This is a genomic window from Arthrobacter sp. ISL-85, assembly GCF_018613675.1.
Taxonomy (GTDB): domain Bacteria; phylum Actinomycetota; class Actinomycetes; order Actinomycetales; family Micrococcaceae; genus Arthrobacter.
The window spans coordinates 71,999-88,704 of record NZ_JAGGPQ010000002.1; the positions used below are offsets into that span (position 1 = coordinate 71,999).

13 protein-coding genes and 1 pseudogene are annotated in these 16,706 nt (G+C 61.4%); 8 read left to right on the forward strand and 6 right to left on the reverse strand.

The features are described 5' to 3' along the window. The first annotated feature begins 273 nt into the window (after positions 1 to 273). Both J7I84_RS21850 and J7I84_RS01230 read left to right on the forward strand, forming a co-directional pair. A complete protein-coding gene (locus J7I84_RS21850; RefSeq protein WP_214939521.1) occupies positions 274 to 1,740 on the forward strand; it encodes an AAA family ATPase in 1,467 nt (488 codons plus the stop codon). Continuing rightward, a complete protein-coding gene (locus J7I84_RS01230; protein ID WP_214939524.1) occupies positions 1,730 to 2,581 on the forward strand; it encodes a DUF4435 domain-containing protein in 852 nt (283 codons plus the stop codon). The genes J7I84_RS21850 and J7I84_RS01230 overlap by 11 nt, the downstream gene beginning before the upstream one ends. Before the next feature lie 498 nt (positions 2,582 to 3,079). Here the strand turns inward: J7I84_RS01230 and J7I84_RS01235 are convergent, their stop codons facing one another. From J7I84_RS01235 to J7I84_RS01245, 3 genes are all read right to left on the reverse strand, one after another. Beyond that, positions 3,080 to 3,748 carry a GntR family transcriptional regulator gene (locus tag J7I84_RS01235; protein WP_214939527.1) on the reverse strand — a complete coding sequence of 223 codons (669 nt, stop codon included), beginning with the start codon at positions 3,746 to 3,748 and terminating at the stop codon, positions 3,080 to 3,082. 142 nt (positions 3,749 to 3,890) lie between these two features. Next, complete coding sequence (locus J7I84_RS01240) at positions 3,891 to 4,964, reverse strand: lactonase family protein (protein ID WP_214939530.1); 1,074 nt, start codon at positions 4,962 to 4,964, stop codon at positions 3,891 to 3,893. A gap of 1 nt (position 4,965) precedes the next feature. Continuing rightward, positions 4,966 to 6,321, reverse strand: coding sequence for an MFS transporter (locus tag J7I84_RS01245; protein WP_214939533.1), 1,356 nt, complete (start codon positions 6,319 to 6,321; stop codon positions 4,966 to 4,968). Between the two features lie 401 nt (positions 6,322 to 6,722). Here J7I84_RS01245 and acnA point away from each other — a divergent pair, with 401 nt between their 5' ends. The 4 genes from acnA (at position 6,723) to J7I84_RS01265 (ending at position 10,795) form a co-directional block, all read left to right on the forward strand. Continuing rightward, on the forward strand, positions 6,723 to 9,359 hold the full coding sequence (gene acnA / locus J7I84_RS01250) for an aconitate hydratase AcnA (RefSeq protein ID WP_214939536.1): 2,637 nt from the start codon (positions 6,723 to 6,725) through the stop codon (positions 9,357 to 9,359). A 50-nt stretch (positions 9,360 to 9,409) separates the two neighbouring features. Continuing rightward, complete coding sequence (locus J7I84_RS01255; RefSeq protein WP_214939539.1) at positions 9,410 to 9,682, forward strand: hypothetical protein; 273 nt, start codon at positions 9,410 to 9,412, stop codon at positions 9,680 to 9,682. A 115-nt stretch (positions 9,683 to 9,797) separates the two neighbouring features. Continuing rightward, positions 9,798 to 10,004 (forward strand): isocitrate/isopropylmalate family dehydrogenase, encoded by a 207-nt coding sequence (locus J7I84_RS01260; protein WP_214939542.1) that lies wholly within the window; start codon positions 9,798 to 9,800, stop codon positions 10,002 to 10,004. Between the two features lie 116 nt (positions 10,005 to 10,120). Further along, the gene (locus J7I84_RS01265; RefSeq protein ID WP_311381037.1) at positions 10,121 to 10,795 is read left to right on the forward strand and encodes an isocitrate/isopropylmalate family dehydrogenase; all 675 of its coding nucleotides are present in this window, start codon (positions 10,121 to 10,123) and stop codon (positions 10,793 to 10,795) included. Between the two features lie 189 nt (positions 10,796 to 10,984). Here the strand turns inward: J7I84_RS01265 and J7I84_RS01270 are convergent, their stop codons facing one another. The 3 genes and pseudogenes from J7I84_RS01270 to J7I84_RS01280 all read right to left on the reverse strand — a co-directional run bounded on the left by J7I84_RS01270 (position 10,985) and on the right by J7I84_RS01280 (position 15,504). Continuing rightward, positions 10,985 to 12,205: an NADP-dependent isocitrate dehydrogenase gene (locus tag J7I84_RS01270; RefSeq protein ID WP_214939545.1), complete on the reverse strand. Its 1,221-nt coding sequence runs from the start codon at positions 12,203 to 12,205 to the stop codon at positions 10,985 to 10,987. A 42-nt stretch (positions 12,206 to 12,247) separates the two neighbouring features. After that, a complete protein-coding gene (locus J7I84_RS01275; RefSeq protein ID WP_214939548.1) occupies positions 12,248 to 13,753 on the reverse strand; it encodes an NAD-dependent succinate-semialdehyde dehydrogenase in 1,506 nt (501 codons plus the stop codon). Between the two features lie 66 nt (positions 13,754 to 13,819). Beyond that, positions 13,820 to 15,504, reverse strand: a pseudogene (locus J7I84_RS01280) (thiamine pyrophosphate-dependent enzyme). Positions 15,505 to 15,791: 287 nt separating this feature from the next. On the opposite strand from J7I84_RS01280, the gene J7I84_RS01285 reads away from it, so the two are divergent. Beyond that, positions 15,792 to 16,220, forward strand: coding sequence for a universal stress protein (locus tag J7I84_RS01285; RefSeq protein ID WP_214939551.1), 429 nt, complete (start codon positions 15,792 to 15,794; stop codon positions 16,218 to 16,220). Positions 16,221 to 16,506: 286 nt separating this feature from the next. Next, positions 16,507 to 16,701 (forward strand): plasmid pRiA4b ORF-3 family protein, encoded by a 195-nt coding sequence (locus J7I84_RS01290; RefSeq protein ID WP_251045896.1) that lies wholly within the window; start codon positions 16,507 to 16,509, stop codon positions 16,699 to 16,701. Positions 16,702 to 16,706: the final 5 nt, after the last annotated feature.

Below are 16,706 nucleotides of genomic sequence, written 5' to 3' on the forward strand. Positions count from 1 at the left end.
TGGATAACCCATCAGGATTGTCCACGGCTGTGGGCAGCGAACATTGACGCTGGCGCCCGAATGTCGGGCCTTTGCTTTCTGGTGCAACTCTTCCGATCCTGTTAATGGCGTGCCTTCCGGTCGTGGATATTCTCTCCGTCGGCGACGGGTCGTCACCATGTAGTCAGGGACTACCCACCGGCGGTTGCTTATTCAGCCTGTACGCGTCACATATCAGCGGGAATCACTTGCTCGATGTCATCAGGCAGACGCGGGGTCGGTAGTGTGGCGTGCGTGGACACAGCAAGTAATGCAACCAGCGGGTTCGAAGAGCGTCGACTCATTTCCGCGCAGGCCGATGGAGTACTGGGGGAGTTTGATCATAGGTTCGATTTCGAATCCCCAGGCCAGTTCGCAATTGTGTACGGCCCCAACGGTGTGGGTAAGACCAGGGTTCTTGAGATCATCAACGCCCTGTGCAATATGAACGTTATGCGGCTGAGCTCATTGCCCTTCCGATCCGCCGAGTTGAAATTCTCCGACGGCAGTAGATTTCGAGTTACGCGTATTTCCGGTGTTGAGGCCAAAGGACATTTGGACATCGACGGCATTACAGAACCTCAAGAGAAGGTCGATGAGCTGGAGTTTTGTCTCTGGAACGGCGCCCGTCCCCCCGTGAAATCGCGGGTCAGTACCCTGAACGATTTCCAAGTATTCCTACAGCAAGCAACCCCTTACGAGCCGACGGATGACCCAGACATCTGGATAGACCCCAATGACGGGGAGCTAGTTTCCTTTGAGCACCTTGAACGGCGACACTTGCCACGGTTCCACGCTCGTAACTCCGCGGTGGGAAACAAAAAGAGGATGACCTCCGCAATCGACCCTGCGATTCGCGATTATGCTAAATCATTGGATGTTCGTCTAATTGAAACGCAGAGGTTACTTGGGCTGAGCCTTCAGGAGGTTGTCCGCACTGGGGACCGCCACCCTTTCCGCGAGAATTCTCCGCATAGCGTCCCGACCATCATTCGCTATTCTGACCAGATCAAGCAATCACTGGACAATAACCTGTCCGCCAACTCCAGACTAACCCAAAGCCTCGATAGCACCTTCCCCCGGCGAATGCTGGAGCGGGGTGACAAGTCGGTACTGACCGAGCAAGAGCTTCGCAACAAGTGGGCCGAACAAACCACTCGCCGCGCCCGCCTTACGGAGATCGCCGATCTTAATGTGGACCCTGAATTGTCTCTGCCCGAGGGTTCCTTAAACTCCTGGCAGCTGGGCATGCTGGAGCTATACCTTGAAGATGCCGACAAGAAGCTCGACTCCTTCTCGAACGTGCTCGAACGCATTAATCTCCTAGAAGAGATCGTCAATGCTCGACTGCTACGGAAGTCGCTCCACGTGGATGCCAACGATGGGCTCGTGGTAACGCGCGAACTCGATGGATCAAGCGTCCCTCTGACAGCGCTCTCGTCCGGTGAACAGCACGAAATAATTCTCATGTTTGACCTTCTCTTCAATGTGCAACCGGGGTCCCTCGTGATGATCGATGAGCCGGAAATCTCCTTACACATCGGCTGGCAAAAAAAGTTCATCGCAGACGTTTTGCGAATTTCAGACTTGGTGGGGTTCCAGTTCGTAGTGGCAACGCATTCGCCGCAGATCATAGATCGATGGTGGAGTAATGCAACCAGACTGGGCCCGACTCTGTCTGGCTTCCTAAGCGAGGAGGAAACGGCCGACGATGCTCGATAGCGTGACCGCCGATAGTATTTTTGCTGAGATCCTCATGGACGAAACGTCACCCAGTGCCTTCTTACTCGTGGAGGGTCCCGATGAGAGCGCTGTTTTCTACGGGCACGTTTCAGCCGATGTTGTGTTGATCGTCTGCGGCGGTAAAAAGACCGTCCTTGGTGCCGTGCGCCTCGCGGAGTGCAACGGTAATGGCAACGTGTACGGGCTGGTCGACAACGACTTCGACCGCATACAAGGGCTGGACAAGCACTATCCGGCTCACGTAGTAGCAACGGAAGCCTATGACCTCATCGCCGATCTCGTAATGTCGTCGTCAGATGTTTTGCGAAGGTCATTAAGCGCCCATGCAGCATCGGGTGTTCGTGCTATAGAGGAAGCTTTGGATGACTCCGTCGATCATGGAGTCTTTGCTTTGACCTCGAGACTGGCTGCTGCCCGGCTGGCGGCAAAGAGGAAGCAGTACCCTCTCACATTCAAAGGTTACAATTTCACACCCATGATTGGCCCGGGCTACAAGCCTGCGAACCTAATCCGATTCTTGGACCACGCCGCCTGCCGAAATCCGCAATTCGTCGTAGACGCCACGGTACTGGAAGAGGTTGAAGCGGCATTTTCGGAAACCGACGTGACGCGCCACACCTCCGGTGGGCACGACATCGTGGGCGCATCGGTAGCACTACTGCGCAAAGCGGGATCGCAAGTCTCCATCAAGACCATATCCGGCACGCTCATCGCCGTGGCGTCGTGCCAAGTACTGGCCTCACTAACCTGCTTGGTAGAACTCACAACCATGGCTCGGGCGGACTCAGGCGTGGAGCTGCTGGATTGTTTTGCCGCGTAGCGAACTGACGGCGGCTGCTGATGCATCCCCGCCCGCCCGCTTCCATATAGACGTTGACTCACTTTGCTGCAGTTTCCAGCCGGCAAACTCAAACCACCATTCCCACGGATAAGGCACTGGTCAGGCAAAGTCGTGTCAGATTGACTTCTAGGAGTCTCTTAGTTCAGTGCCAGGAAAGGACAAAACTGACCCTGACCTGACACATATTTGCCTGGTCACTGACGTCAGTTTTGGGTGTAGTCCAATTTGGCGAAGTCTGAAAAGTGCAAGACAGGCAACGATTTTGATTCGCTGGCTTGAGATCCCTCTGGTTGGAAGCACCTGCTGCGGGGCCATGAAAGCCCCGACCCGCGCAGCCGCCTCCTGCTTAGATGTAAACAGGGCGAAGGACCAGCACTTCGTGCCTGTCCCCTTCGAGGTTTTGAACCCGCCTCTACATAGGTTGGCAATGCTACGGGTTCCAATCCGACTGTTATTGCCGCCGATCGGCGATAGCACCTAGTTGTCCGTAAGTACCGAGATTGCTCGGCGGCCGAGGCTTCCGAGGACGTGGCGCTGCATGACTTCGCGGGCGCGCGTGCGGTCTCCCTGGATAACGGCGTTGGCGATTTCGATGTGTTCTTCTTGGACGCGGACGCGGTCTTTTTCGGAGTCTTTTTGGCTTTTCAGTCCGATTTGGCGGTAGCGGTCTGCTTTGTCCCACAGTCCTTCCAGGATCCCTATGAGGAGCGGGTTGTGGGAGGCGGTGTAGATGGCGCGGTGGAACTCGCGGTGGGCCGTCATGGCTGCGAGGTCAGCGGCGTCGTGGAGGGGTTTCAGTTGCTCGAGTGCCGACCGGATGTTGGCGATATCTGCCGGTGTTCGGCTCTCTGCAGCGAGGCCGGCGGCGAGAGGGTCCAAGTTTTCCCGAATGACGTAAAGGTCTCGTGCTTCTTCCGCGGTAAGGGAAGCAACCTTGGCGTCGCTGTGTGATTTGAGTTCAACCATGCCCTCGGCGGCAAGGCGGCGAAGGGCTTCGCGCAATGGCGTAGTGCTCACCCCGATTTCCTGCGCCAGTTTCGACTGGCTGAGGACGGATCCTTGCTCGATGTCCCCCGTCAGAATGCGCCGGCGCAGTTCCTCGTACGCGTAGGCGTTCTTGGTCAGTATCGGGGACGGGGTCGGCACCTGTTGCTCCTTATCGTGAGAGGGCTGTTTCCAACGCTGCCTCTGACAGCCAAGGAATAGGCTATGGCTTATATTACCGGCCTTTTTGCGTTACCACCGGGAGGTGCAAGCGCGACCTACGACAGCGGCGGAACCCCGCGAGTTATCCAAAAACTATGCAGACGGGGGAGCTTTTCTCTGTGACCTGCCGGCCCGGTCCTGAAGTGCCGGCTTGGGCGTCAAGGTCGAAGGCCTGGATCGTGCCGCTTTTTTCATTCGCCGCGTAGAGGGTTTCACCGTCGGGGCTGAGGGTGATGAACCGGGGCCGGATTCCGCCGGTTTTGATCCAGGCTGTGGGGGACAGGGTGCCGTCGCCTTTCACCGCGTAGACGGCGATGGTGTCTTCACCGGGGCCGCCCAGGGTTTTGTCGCCGGCGCCGCTGCGGTTGCTCGCGTAGAGGAACCTTCCGTCGGAGCTTAATGCCGCTGCGGCGGCCCTGCTGTCCCTAGTGTCCGTGTCCTCTGTCGTGGGCAGGATCTGGATGGCAAGGAGGTTCTCGGGGTTTCCGCAATCAAGAACAGTAATGGTGGAGTTGAGTTCGTTGACGACGTATGCCGTGGCAAGGTGCGGGTGGAAGATTCCGTGCCGGGGTCCGCTGAACTCCCGCAGGTGGATGCTTCCTGCGGGGTCGATGCCGCCCGTTTCGGGGTTGAGCCGGCACGTGAAGACTGTGTCGAGTCCTTTGTCTGGAACGAGGAAGTAGTCTCCGGCGGGGGAGAAGAACACCTGGTGCGGCTTTGATCCGTTTTGGTCGGTGCGGTGCGGTCCGGGAATGCCGGTGAATTTCAGTTGCCCGGTGACGGGGCCGAGGCTTCCGTCGCTGAGGATGGGCAAACTCACGACAGACCCGCTGGTGTGGTTTGCCACCAGGACATACTTGCAGCTGGGGTCCAGGACGATGTGTGCGGGGTTGGTTCCCATGGTGGGCTGGCGCCCCAACTCGTCCAGTTTTCCGTCGCCGAGCATCCTGTACGAGGTGAGGTAGTCCTGGTCCCCGTGGGCTGCATGGAGCACCTTATGGACTGGATCAATGGCAAGGTACCCGGGGTTGACGGCCGGTGTTTCGTGCAGGAGCGTCCACCGGCCGTCGCTGATGCTGTAGCTGCTGATGCCGGTTCCCGTCCCGCGCTCGGGCGTGGTCCGGGAACCGATGTAGGCAACAATTGATTCCTTCACGTTAGTGGTTTGTCTTTGAAGGTACTTTGGCCGCGAGGTCCTCGGTCGGAGCCGCATTTTGGGGCTTACGCAGCCGGACGGCAACCATCATGGCGGTGGAGACCACCAGGAGCCCGGCAAAGAAGTACAGTCCGGCTGTCTGGGAGCCGGTGGCGTCGACGATCATTCCCTGGGCGAACGGTCCGACGAAGCCGCCCAGGTTGCCGATCGAGTTGATAGCGGCAATGGCGGTTCCGGCGGTGGCCACGGAGAGGAACTGGCCGGGCACTGCCCAGAACGGGGACTTGAAGGCGTAGAGGCCGGCCAGGGCGATGCTGATGGAGGCAATGACCAGGAACGGCGATTCCAGGATTGCTGCCAAAAACATGGCGACGGCGGCGACACCCATGGGGATGTAGCTGTGTGCTTTGCGTTCGTTCTTACGGTCTGAACGGCGGGACCACCAGATCATGGCCACGGTAGCGACGATGTAGGGGATCATGCCGATGAAGCCGATCTGGGTCGTGTCCAGGGTTTTGGAAAGACTTTTGATGATCTGGGGCAGCCAGTAACCGACGCCGAGGCTTCCAACTTGGTAAACGAAGTAGATGGCGCCCAAGTAGAGGACCTTGGGGTTGGCCAGCGTTTTCCAGATGCTGAGGTGGACTACCGTGCCCTTCTTCGCCGCCTGTTCGGTCTCCAGTTCGGCGGTGATCCAGTTGCGTTCCTTGGCGGTAAGCCACTTGGCGTCCTTGGGCCGTTCGGTGAGGACAAAGTAGCAGACGACGCCGAGGATAACAGCCGGCAGGCCCTCGAGGATGAACATCCAGCGCCAGCCGCTTAGGTCAGCCCAGTTGACGCTGTGCATGATCCAGGTGCTCAGCGGCGAGGCGATGATGTACGAAACGGGGATGGACGCGACGAACAGCGCGATGGTGGTGGCCAGTTCCTTGCCACGGAACCAGAAGCTCAGGTAGATGATGACGCCGGGGAAGAACCCTGCTTCGGCGACGCCGAGTAAGAACCTGACGATATACAGCTGGATGTCGTTCTGCACGAATGCCATGACAACCGCGAGGATGCCCCACGTGACCAGGATCCGGGCAATCCAGCGCCTGGCGCCGAACTTGGCAAGGCCGACGTTGCTTGGGACTTCGAAGAGGAAGTACCCGATGAAGAACAGGCCCGCCGCCAGACCGAATGCCTGGCTGGTCAAGCCGAGTTCGGCGTTCATCTGCAGTGATGCATAGCCGATGTTGGCTCGGTCAATGTAATTGACGATGTAGAGAACGAACATGAACGGGATGATCCGCATCGTAATCTTGCGGACAGTCTTTTTCTCGAAAAGTTCCTGACCCGGGTCGTCTTTGACGGTCATAAGGTGTCTCCTGCTTAGGCTCCGAAAAGGGGCTATAGGTTATAAGCTGTAACCAGCGTAGGTTGTGACCCAGGTCAAGTCAAGAAGACTTCCGCCTTGACGAGGCTGTATAGGCCATATGCAATAGTGGGGTGAGTTGGATCACATCAGTGTTTCCGCCCGCCTTAACCCCTCGTGGTCCCCTGCAGAGGCCGTGAGGCTCTTCCCCCGCGCGAATGTCGTCTCCAGGGACGTCGCCGAGCTGATGGCTGTCACCCGCTAGCTGCCCAGAACCCGGCGGGGAAGCCAGCGTATGAGCAGCTTCCCCGCCGACGCAAAAAATTTCCGCGGCATTTCCGCATAAGCGGGGTTATAGCCTATAATCTGTATCAGGCCCCCACCTGTCTCGAGAAAGTAGCACGATGAGCATCGCCACCGCTGCCGGCAACAACCCGTCCCTGAGCCACCTCAGCGTGAACGGCGAGGTGCTGCAGGCGGTGGACGTCGAAGCCGCTTTTGGCCCGGACTACGCTCACTTGCCTGTCGTGCTGCGGCTGCTGGCCGAAAACGTTCAGCGGAACATGACAGGGCACGAACGGGCACAGGCCATGGACGCCCTGCGCCGCTGGCTGGACACCGGAACCAGCGCCGCCGAAATCGAGTTCCTGCCCACCCGGGTGCTCATGCACGACACCACGAGCACTCCCGCGCTGGTGGACATCGCAGCCATGCGCGACACCCTGGCCGAATGCGGCGAAGACCCCATGGCCCTGAACCCGCTGCTGCGGGTCGACGTCTCGATCGACCATTCCCTCGCGGTGGAGGAGTACGGACGCCCCGACGCCGCCAAACGGAACATCAAGCACGAAATCCGCCGCAACCGGGAACGCTACCAGTTCCTGAAATGGGCATCGAAGGCCATGAACGATGTGCACATCAACCCGCCCGGCACCGGCATCATGCACACCATCAACCTCGAACAGCTCGCCACCGTCGTAACCACCATCGAAAAAGACGGAACCCGGTGGGCGGTCCCGGACATGATGGTCGGCACCGACAGCCACACCCCGATGATTAACGGCCTCGGCGTGCTGGGGTGGGGCGTGGGCGGCCTGGAAGCCCAGACCGTCATGTTCGGCATGCCTGCCACCCTGCGCATTCCCGACGTCGTCGGGGTCCGGCTCACCGGCGAACTGCGCACCGGAACCCTCGCCACCGACCTCGCGCTCACCATCACCCACCGCCTCCGTGAAGTCGGCGTGACGGGTGAGTTCGTGGAATTCTTTGGCCCCGGCGTCGCCACCCTGACCGTGGGGGAGCGGGCCGTCGTCGCGAACATGGCCCCCGAATACGGTGCCACGACCGGATACTTCCCGATCGACGCGAACGTCCTGGACTATCTCACCGGTACGGGCCGCACCCTGGAGCAGACCCGCCTCGTGGAGGCCTACGCAAAACAGGTAGGCGTCTGGTTCGACCCGGAAGCAACCCCGGTCTACACCCAGGTCATCGACATCGACCTCTCCGCCGTGGCCATGCACGCCGCAGGCCCCCGCCGCCCCCAGGACCTCCTGCCCTACGGCGGGATCCGCAACGCCCTGGAACAGGAGGCCGGACCCAAACTCGCCGGCAGCGGAGTGCTGCCGGACTTCCCTGTTGCCCTTGCCGCGATCACCAGCTGCACCAATACCTCGGACCCGCGGCTACTCATCGCCGCCGGCCTCCTGGCCCGCAACGCCCGCAAACGAGGCCTGAAAGTGCCGGAATGGGTCAAGACGTCCCTGGCTCCCGGTTCCCCGGCGGCCGCAAGCTACCTCAAGCGTGCCGAGCTCACCGAGGACCTTTCCTCTGTGGGCTTCGACATCGTCGGTTTCGGCTGCACGACCTGCATCGGCAACCCCGGCCCCCTGACGCCGGTAATCGCCAGCGCCCAGCACGACGAACTCAGCGAACCAGTCGCGATCCTGTCCGGAAACCGGAACTTCCCAGGCCGGGTGCACCCGGACGTGGAGCTGAGCTTCATCATGTCCCCGCCCCTTGTCGTCGCCTTCGCCCTGGCCGGGGACGCCAAACGCGACCTCAGCGTCGAACCCCTCCAGCACATGGCCGACGGCACACCCGTCTACCTCAGCGACCTGTGGCCGACCAAGGAAGAAATCGATGCGCTGGTCGTCCAGGCCAACGATCCCGCCGACTTCCGACGCGACTTCGCCATCGCCAGCAACGACCCGCAGTGGCGGCGGGTCGAAGCCCCGGACGGCGCCCAGTACCCCTGGGACCAGGGATCGACCATCCTGCGCAGGCCGCCGTTTGCCGCCATGAGCGAAGGAAGCCTGCTGGGCAGCTTCACCGCGCACCCCCTCCTGGTCCTTGGCGATGACATCACCACCGACCACATCTCCCCGGCCAGTGCTATCCCGGCCGCCAGTGACGTCGCCGACTTCCTGGTCGAAAGAGGCGAGGACCGGGCGGACCTCAACGTCTTCGCATCCCGCCGCGGCAACTGGGAAGTGATGGTCCGCGGGGCCTTCCACAACAAATCAATCAAGAACCTGCTCCACCCCGAAGCGCCGATCGCTCAAACAATCCACGCCCCCTCAGGCGAAACCATGCCCATCTGGGACGCGGCCCAGCGATACCGCGAAGACGGCGAGGCGGTCATCATGGTGGCGGGGGAACGCTACGGAATGGGCTCGTCCCGGGACTGGGCCGCCAAGGCGCAGCGGCTGCTTGGTGTCAGGGCGGTCATCGCCGCCAGCTTCGAGCGGATCCACCGGTCCAACCTCATCGGCATGGGCATCCTCCCGCTCGTCATGCCCGCGAACATGAGGGAAAAGCTCCTCAGCCTCGCACCCGGTGACAGGATTGCCCTGGATGCCGGGGAAGAACACATCCATCCCCGGGCCGACATCGCAGCCTCCATCATCCGCACCGACGGAACCAAAGAGCCGTTCACCGCCACCGCCGCCGTAGAGACCGGGCTTGAGTGCGAACTCCTGACCGTAGGCGGCGTCATCCCCATGATCCTCCGCAGAACAGTGGCCCAAAACAGCAACTAAGGGTACACACACGTCGGCCGGCGCCCGTGCAAACGCAAGGAAATCAATCAATGGTATTAAACGTCGCCGCAACCGATGCAATCCGGCCCATGGATCTGGAACCGGTCCTGGATTGGACAAAGCTGGCCCGGGAAGACGACCTCCATCTGGTGCACCACAACGGCAAGACCCTGACGTCGGGCCTCGTGGACATGATCGCTTTAGACGGCAGCGTCTTCTGGCTCATCCAGCACGACGGTCAAGGACGGGCAATGATCCTTCCGGAGGACGACGTTGTTGTCTTCAGGCAGCGGCGGCCGCGGAAAAACGCTAAGAGCTGCTGACACTCCTTTCTCGTTGTGCCCGAGGGAGCTTCGGAGCGCTGTCCGCACCGCGTCCGAGGCCTGCACGATTCCCGGACCACCAGGTTGGTTATGCACCAGAGATAGGAAAGCGGAAATGGCGACAGTGAAGCAGTGTCGGCTGGCAGTTCTGAACGGCGACGGGATCGGTCCGGAAATTGTTCCGGACTCCGTGAAGGTTCTGGATGCGGCGATGGAAGACGTGGGCGCCCCGGGAATCGAGTGGACCGCGCTCCCGCTGGGCAGGAACGCTATCGACACCCACACGGCAAAGCCGTCCCCGAAGAAACCCTTGCCGCGCTGAACACTGTCGCCGGCTGCCTCCTGGGTCCGCACGACAGCGCCGCTTATCCGAGCCGCACAAGTCCGCGCTGAAACCGTTCAGGTACTATCCGCAAACACTTCGGCCTGTTCGCGAATATCCGTCCGTCCAAGGCCTTTCCCGACGGTAACGCCATCGTCGACGGCACAGACCTGGTGATCGTGCGCGAAAACACCGAGGGCTTCTATGCTGACCGGAACACACACGCCAGGACCGGGGAATTCATGCCCACCCCGGACGTGGCGATCACGCATGGCATCATCACTCAAGCTGCCACCGAACGCATAGCCCACGCCGCTTTCCAGCTGGCCCAGTCAAGGTCCAGGCAGCTGACCATCGTGCACAAGGCAAATGTACTGAAGTTGACCACTGGCTTGTTCCTGGACGTCTGCAGGGAAGTTGGGCTGCAGTACCCGGACGTGTCCGTCAACGACTTCCACATCGACGCGATGACCGTGCACCTGGTCAGATGCGCGAACAAGTTCGACGTCATCGTCACCGAGAACATGTTGGGCGACATCCTCTCGGACCTCGCCGGCGAAGTCGCCGGATCCCTGGGTATCGCCCCGTCCATCAACTCCTCCGACACGCGGGCCATGGCCCAGGCCTCCCAAGAATCTGCCTCGGACATCGCCGGGCAGAACATCGCCAACCCCATCGGGATGATCCTCTCTTCCGCGATGCTGCTGCTCTGGCTCAGCGCGAAATTCGGTGACGAAAAGGTTCTCCAAGCGGCCGAACTCGTGAAAAGGTCATTGAAGCCACCGTCCTGAACGGCGCCGCGACCAGGGATATGGGCGGCAGCGCAGGCACCAGCGTCTTCGCCGATGCTGTCACGGCCAGCGTCGTTAGCTTCGCTGACGACTGACAGCCCACTGTCCGCGAGGGACCAGCGGCAAGAACCGGCCTTACGAGCGCGGGCCCCACCCTAAGGGTGGGGCCCGCGCTTTGTGGCAGTCGGATCAGCTCAAGCGTTGTTTGAGCTGATCATCAAGGGCTTCGAGGAATTCCTCTGTTGTCAGGAACGGCTGGCTGGGTCCGATGAGAAGGGCCAGGTCTTTGGTCATTTTGCCGGCCTCCACCGTCTTGATGACTACGTCTTCGAGCGTCTCGGCGAAGTGAATCACCTCCGGTGTCTCGTCGAGTTTGCCACGGTGCCGCAGGGCGCCGGTCCAGGCGAAGATGCAGGCGATGGGGTTCGTGGACGTGGCTACGCCCTGCTGATGCCTGCGGTAGTGCCTGGTGATTGTGCCGTGAGCGGCTTCGGCCACCATGGTGCTGCCATCGGGAGTCATGAGCACTGAGGTCATCAGTCCCAGGGAGCCGAAGCCCTGCGCGACGATGTCGGACTGCACGTCGCCGTCGTAGTTCTTGCACGCCCACACATAACCGCCCTCCCATTTCATGGCAGATGCCACCATGTCATCGATCAGGCGGTGCTCATAACTGAGGCCTGCCGCCTCGAACCTGTCCTTGAACTCAGCATCAAACACTTCCTGGAAGAGGTCCTTGAACTGCCCGTCGTAGGCCTTCAGGATGGTGTTTTTTGTGGACAGGTACACCGGGTAGTTGCGTTGCAGTCCGTACGCGAACGACGCGCGGGCGAATTCGCGGATGGAGTCATTGAAGTTATACATGCCCATGGCGACACCACCGCCCTCGGGGTACGTGACGACCTCCTGGCGGATTTCCTCCCCGCCGTCCGAGGGGGTGAACGTGAGGGTGAGCGTACCCGGGCCGGCGACCTTGAAGTTAGTGGCCCGGTATTGGTCACCGAAGGCATGCCGCCCGATAATGATGGGTTTGTTCCAGCCCGGTACCAGGCGGGGAATGTTGGAGATGGTGATGGGTTCCCTGAACAGAACACCGCCCAGAACATTGCGGACCGTTCCATTAGGAGAGGGCCACATCTTTTTCAGGCCGAACTCCCGCGCGCGGGCCTCGTCAGGGGTGATGGTGGCACATTTAACGCCTACCTTGTGCTCCTTAATGGCATGGGCAGCGTCCAACGTGACCTGATCCTCGGTTGCGTCCCGGTTTTCCAGGGAAAGGTCAAAGCTTTGCAGCTTTATGTTCAGGTAGGGACAGATCAGGCGTTCCCTGATGAACTGCCACAGGACGTGGGTCATTTCATCGCCATCAAGCTCCACTACAGAGCCAACAACGTCAATCTTCCGGGTCATAATGTGCACTCTCTCCGTACTAGACGGCCGGGTGTAGGGTTTTTAGCCCGCGTAGGGATCGGCGATGCCGATGTACTGGGTGGTGGTGTATTCGGCGATGCCTTCGGAACCGCCTTCACGGCCCAGCCCGGACTGCTTGACGCCACCGAAAGGGGCCGCAGCGTTGGAGATGACGCCGGCGTTGAACCCGACCATGCCGAACTCGATCTGTTCGGCCACGCGCAGGAGCCGGTTGAAGTCCCGGCTGTAGACGTAGGACGCCAGGCCATATTCACTGTTGTTGGCCAGCCGGATCGCGTCCTCCTCGGTGGCGAACGTTGTCACGGGCGCGACGGGGCCGAAGATTTCCTGGCCCAGGATCGCGGCGTCGTTCGGGACATCAGCGAGGACGGTGGGCTGGTAGAAGTACCCCGGCCCGTCCACGGGGGCGCCGCCGGTGATGGCGACTGCGCCGGCGTCGACGGCGGCGCTAACAAGGGCGTGGACGTCGTCGCGGGCGCCGGCGTCGATGAGCGGGCCGACCTGGGTGGCGGTTTCGGTGCCGCAGCCGGTGTTCAGGGCGCCCATGGCGGCCGCGAGCTTCCGGGTGAACTCCTGTGCCACAGATTCCTGGACGAGGAAGCGGTTGGCCGCGGTGCAGGCTTCGCCCATGTTGCGCATCTTGGCGGCCAGGGCCCCGTCGACGGCGGCATCGAGGTCTGCATCCTCGAACACAATGAACGGGGCGTTCCCGCCGAGCTCCATCGAGGTCCGCAGAACGTAGTGCGCGGCGGCGGCCATGAGGCGTTTGCCGACCGGGGTGGAGCCGGTGAAGGAGACCTTCCGCAGCCGGGAATCCTTCAGCAGCGGACCGGAAATCCCTGACGCGGAGGAAGAGGAGACGACGTTTAGCACGCCGGCGGGCAGGCCCGCTTCGAGCATGGTCTGGGCGAACAGTTGGGCCGTGAGCGGGGTGAGTTTGGCGGGTTTGAGAACCATGGTGCAGCCCGCGGCGACGGCGGGGGCGACCTTGCGGGTGGCCATGGCCAGCGGGAAGTTCCACGGCGTGATCAGCAGGCAGGGTCCGACGGGCTTGTGCTGGACCAAGATCTTGTTCTTGCCCTCGGGAGTGGTGAAGTAGCGGCCGTAGTCCCGGACGGCTTCCTCGGAGAACCAGCGCAGGAATTCGGCGCCGTAGGCTACCTCACCGCGGGCTTCGGCCAGGGGCTTGCCCATCTCCAGGGTCATCAGCAGCGCGAAGTCCTCGGCCCGGGCGGTGACCAGGTCGAAAGCGCGGCGGAGGATCTCGGCCCGCACCCGCGGCGCGGTCCGCGCCCAGGACGCCTGCACGGCGTCCGCGGCGTCCAAAGCGGCGACGGCGTCATCACTGGTGGCGGAGGCGAGGGTGGCGAGCACCTTCCCGGTGGCGGGATCGTGCACGTCGAACGTGCCGCCGTCGGACGCGTCCCGCCACTGCCCGTTAATAAGCAGGCCGGTGGGCACGGACGCGAGCAGGGAGGCCTCGCGCTCAGGCGAGATGGCGGAAGTGTGTGCAGGGGCAAGAGTCATGGCGCTCCTCAGAAAATATGGTTACGTGGCCGGGTCTTCGTCGACCTCAACCACCGAGTGGTGTTTTTAGTAGGCCTTGACGCGTTGCTCGACCACGAGGTGGATGAGCGCGAAGACGTGATCTTCATCGATCGCTCTGAGCGCGGCTTTGACCGCGGCGGGAATGTCCGCGTCTTTTTCGACCTTGATGCCGAAGCCGCCGAACGCCTGGGCCATGAGTGCGAACTCGGGGTTTTTCAGTTGGGTTCCCGAGACCCGTTCAGGGTAGTGGCGTTCCTGGTGGGTGCGGATGGTGCCGTATTCCTGGTTGTCCATCACGATCACCAGGGGAGTCGCGCCGTACTGGGCTGCGGTGGCGAGCTCTTGGCCGTTCATGAGGAACTCCCCGTCCCCGGCGATGGTCACGATGCGCCTGCAGGGATAGGCCAGGGACGCTGCGATGGCCGAGGGGACGGAGTAGCCCATGGAGCCGTTGCGTGCGCTGATCATTGAGGCGTAGCGCTGGGTGGGGAAGTAGCGGTGGGCCCAGTTGGTGTGTTCGCCGGCGCCAAGGGTGATCATGGCATCCGTGGGCAGGGTGGGCACGAGGTTGGCCATCAGGGTGTCCATCCGGGCCGGGCCGGCTGTCGGCGTCGCTGAGGGCAGGGCAGCAAAGGATTCCTGTTCGCGGCGCATTCGTGCCGTCCATGTTTTCCACTCGTCCTTGACCGGGAGTTCAATTCTCGCCAGATCCCGGATGAACACGTCCGGCTTGGCGACGATCTGGTACGACACGGACCCGAGCGGCCTCGGAGGGAGGGGTCGATGGTGACGAGGAAGTTTTTCTTCGTCCAGTCCTGGCGGCACAGGAATCCGTCGGTGATGACATCGCCCGGGACGGTGCCAACGAAGATCAGCAGGTCCGTTTCTTCGAGCAAGTCGTAGGTCGGGCGCGGACGGCCGTAGCCGATAGGGCCGACGTAGGAGGGGGAGTCGAAGGGAACGGTACCTTGGGTCCGCCATTCTGCCGCCGCCGGGATGTTGTGCTTCTCCAGCCACTGGGTGAACTGGTCGGCGCCCTCCTGGGTCCAGTCGTTGCCGCCGGTGACGAAGAGCGGTTTGCCGGCGTCAGCCAGTGCTGCGGCGAGGGCTTCTGAATCGACAGTGGTCATGCCCCCAGTGGCCACCGGGATCGGCGGGTGGAGTTCGGCGGGGATCTGTTGCCGGATGATGTCCTCGGGCAGGCCGATAACGACGGGACCGGGCCGGCCGTTCATTGCGGCGAACAGGGCTTCGGCGACGATCTCTGAGGCACGCTCGGCGTGATCCAAAACCATGACGCGCTTAGCGCCGGTGTCGAACCAGGCTTTGATGTCGAACTCCTGAAAGGCTTCGCGATCCCGATGCGCGAAGGGAATCAGGCCTACGAACAGCACCATGGGCGTGGAATCTTGCCAGGCGGTGTGTAGTCCCACATGGGCGTTCGCTGCGCCCGGGCCGCGGGTGACCATAGCGATGCCCGGTCTCTGGTTCATCTTGCCGTCAGCTTCAGCCATATAGGTGGCGCCCCCTTCGTGACGGCAAACCACCGTTTCGATGGGGGAGCCGTGAAGCCCGTCCAAGACGTCCAGGAAGCTCTCGCCAGGTACCACGTGGGCCCGCTTGATCCCGTGCGCAACCAGAGTGTCCACGATGACGTGCCCGGCCGATTTTTGAAGTGGTGCCAGTAGGTTTTCTTCTAATTCGTCGTGCTCGGACGTTATTTGCGTCATGTTTGCTGAACCTTCTTACTGGATGCGTCGTTGCGGGCCTGTGGAGGACCTTCACCAATTGAAGGACCAGCCGGCATTGTTGAAGCAAAATCAACGCTGCACTGCAACTGCCAGCCGGGCGGCAAGGCCCCTGGACGCTGCGTTCGACACTGCTGTGCTGCTTTGTCCGCTCACCGATGTCGTGGTCAACGACAACGGATCGGTACTGCTTAGATTATAGGCTATCGCCTACAATAGCTACAGCATGTTGATGTGTAGGCAGGCCTGACTGGAGAAACGAGTTAAAGATGACCGGTGTGATCGTCGTAGGTGTAGACAGCAGTGAAAGTGCCAAGCGCGCAGCCGGGACGGCGCGGGAGATGGCCATCGCCCTGGGAACCAGCCTGCACGTCGTCACGGCGTTTGAAAACAACCGGCAGGACATCGTAGGGAGCGGCACCGATCTGCTGGTCATCTCCAGTGAGGACGCTGCGAAAAAGGTTGCCCACGACCTGGCCATGGAATTGAGCTCGCCTCAGCTGCAGGTGGCCTACTTCGCAGTACCCGGCTCGCCGGCCCAGGCGCTTATCAAGCAGGCTGAACAATACGGTGCCCAGATGATAGTGGTGGGAAACAAGCGGATGCGCGGCCTTGGCCGAGTGCTGGGTAGTGTCGCAAACAGTGTCGCCCACAATGCGCCCTGCAACGTTTTCATAGCAAAGACGGACGATGAGTAATAGGGTTGCCCGCGCCGCTCCCTGATGGGAGCTACGGCACGCACCGAAAAGCGCCAGGAGGGCACAGTCCCCTCCGCGCCTCTCCCCTTGTTGATCTGCAACGCCGATAATGCAGATTTCGTCAAGCTGTCGTTCCACGTGGGGGAGAGGTCGCGGTCTTGCGGGACCGGCCAGTGGAGTTTGGCTGAATGGCCCGCACGGATAAGCGTGTTGAGGCCGGGATCGACGGTCGACCGGATCTGGTCCTGGCTGTTCGCGTGGAGCTGGTCGACAGCGAGCCGGAAATTTGGCGCCAGCTGGAGGCCGCGGCTCCCTGACCCTGGACCAAGTCCACCAGGTCCTGCAAATTGCTTTCGGCTGGGAGGACATACACCTGCACAGGTTCACCGGCGATGACTCCTTGGCGCCGCTGCGGGTGGTCGACGGCGAAATTCCGGAAAGCCTGCAGTGGCTTCCCAGGCATGTAGTTGAATCACGTTAGGAAGC

Excerpts from the sequence above, each read along its gene's own strand:
- J7I84_RS01230 (WP_214939524.1), top strand. The coding sequence starts at position 1,730 with ATGCTCGATAGCGTGACCGCCGATAGTATTTTTGCTGAGATCCTCATG.
- J7I84_RS01245 (WP_214939533.1), bottom strand. The coding sequence starts at position 6,321 with ATGACCGTCAAAGACGACCCGGGTCAGGAACTTTTCGAGAAAAAGACT.
- acnA (WP_214939536.1), top strand. The coding sequence starts at position 6,723 with ATGAGCATCGCCACCGCTGCCGGCAACAACCCGTCCCTGAGCCACCTC.
- J7I84_RS01255 (WP_214939539.1), top strand. The coding sequence starts at position 9,410 with ATGGTATTAAACGTCGCCGCAACCGATGCAATCCGGCCCATGGATCTG.
- J7I84_RS01260 (WP_214939542.1), top strand. The coding sequence starts at position 9,798 with ATGGCGACAGTGAAGCAGTGTCGGCTGGCAGTTCTGAACGGCGACGGG.
- J7I84_RS01270 (WP_214939545.1), bottom strand. The coding sequence starts at position 12,205 with ATGACCCGGAAGATTGACGTTGTTGGCTCTGTAGTGGAGCTTGATGGC.
- J7I84_RS01275 (WP_214939548.1), bottom strand. The coding sequence starts at position 13,753 with ATGACTCTTGCCCCTGCACACACTTCCGCCATCTCGCCTGAGCGCGAG.
- J7I84_RS01285 (WP_214939551.1), top strand. The coding sequence starts at position 15,792 with ATGACCGGTGTGATCGTCGTAGGTGTAGACAGCAGTGAAAGTGCCAAG.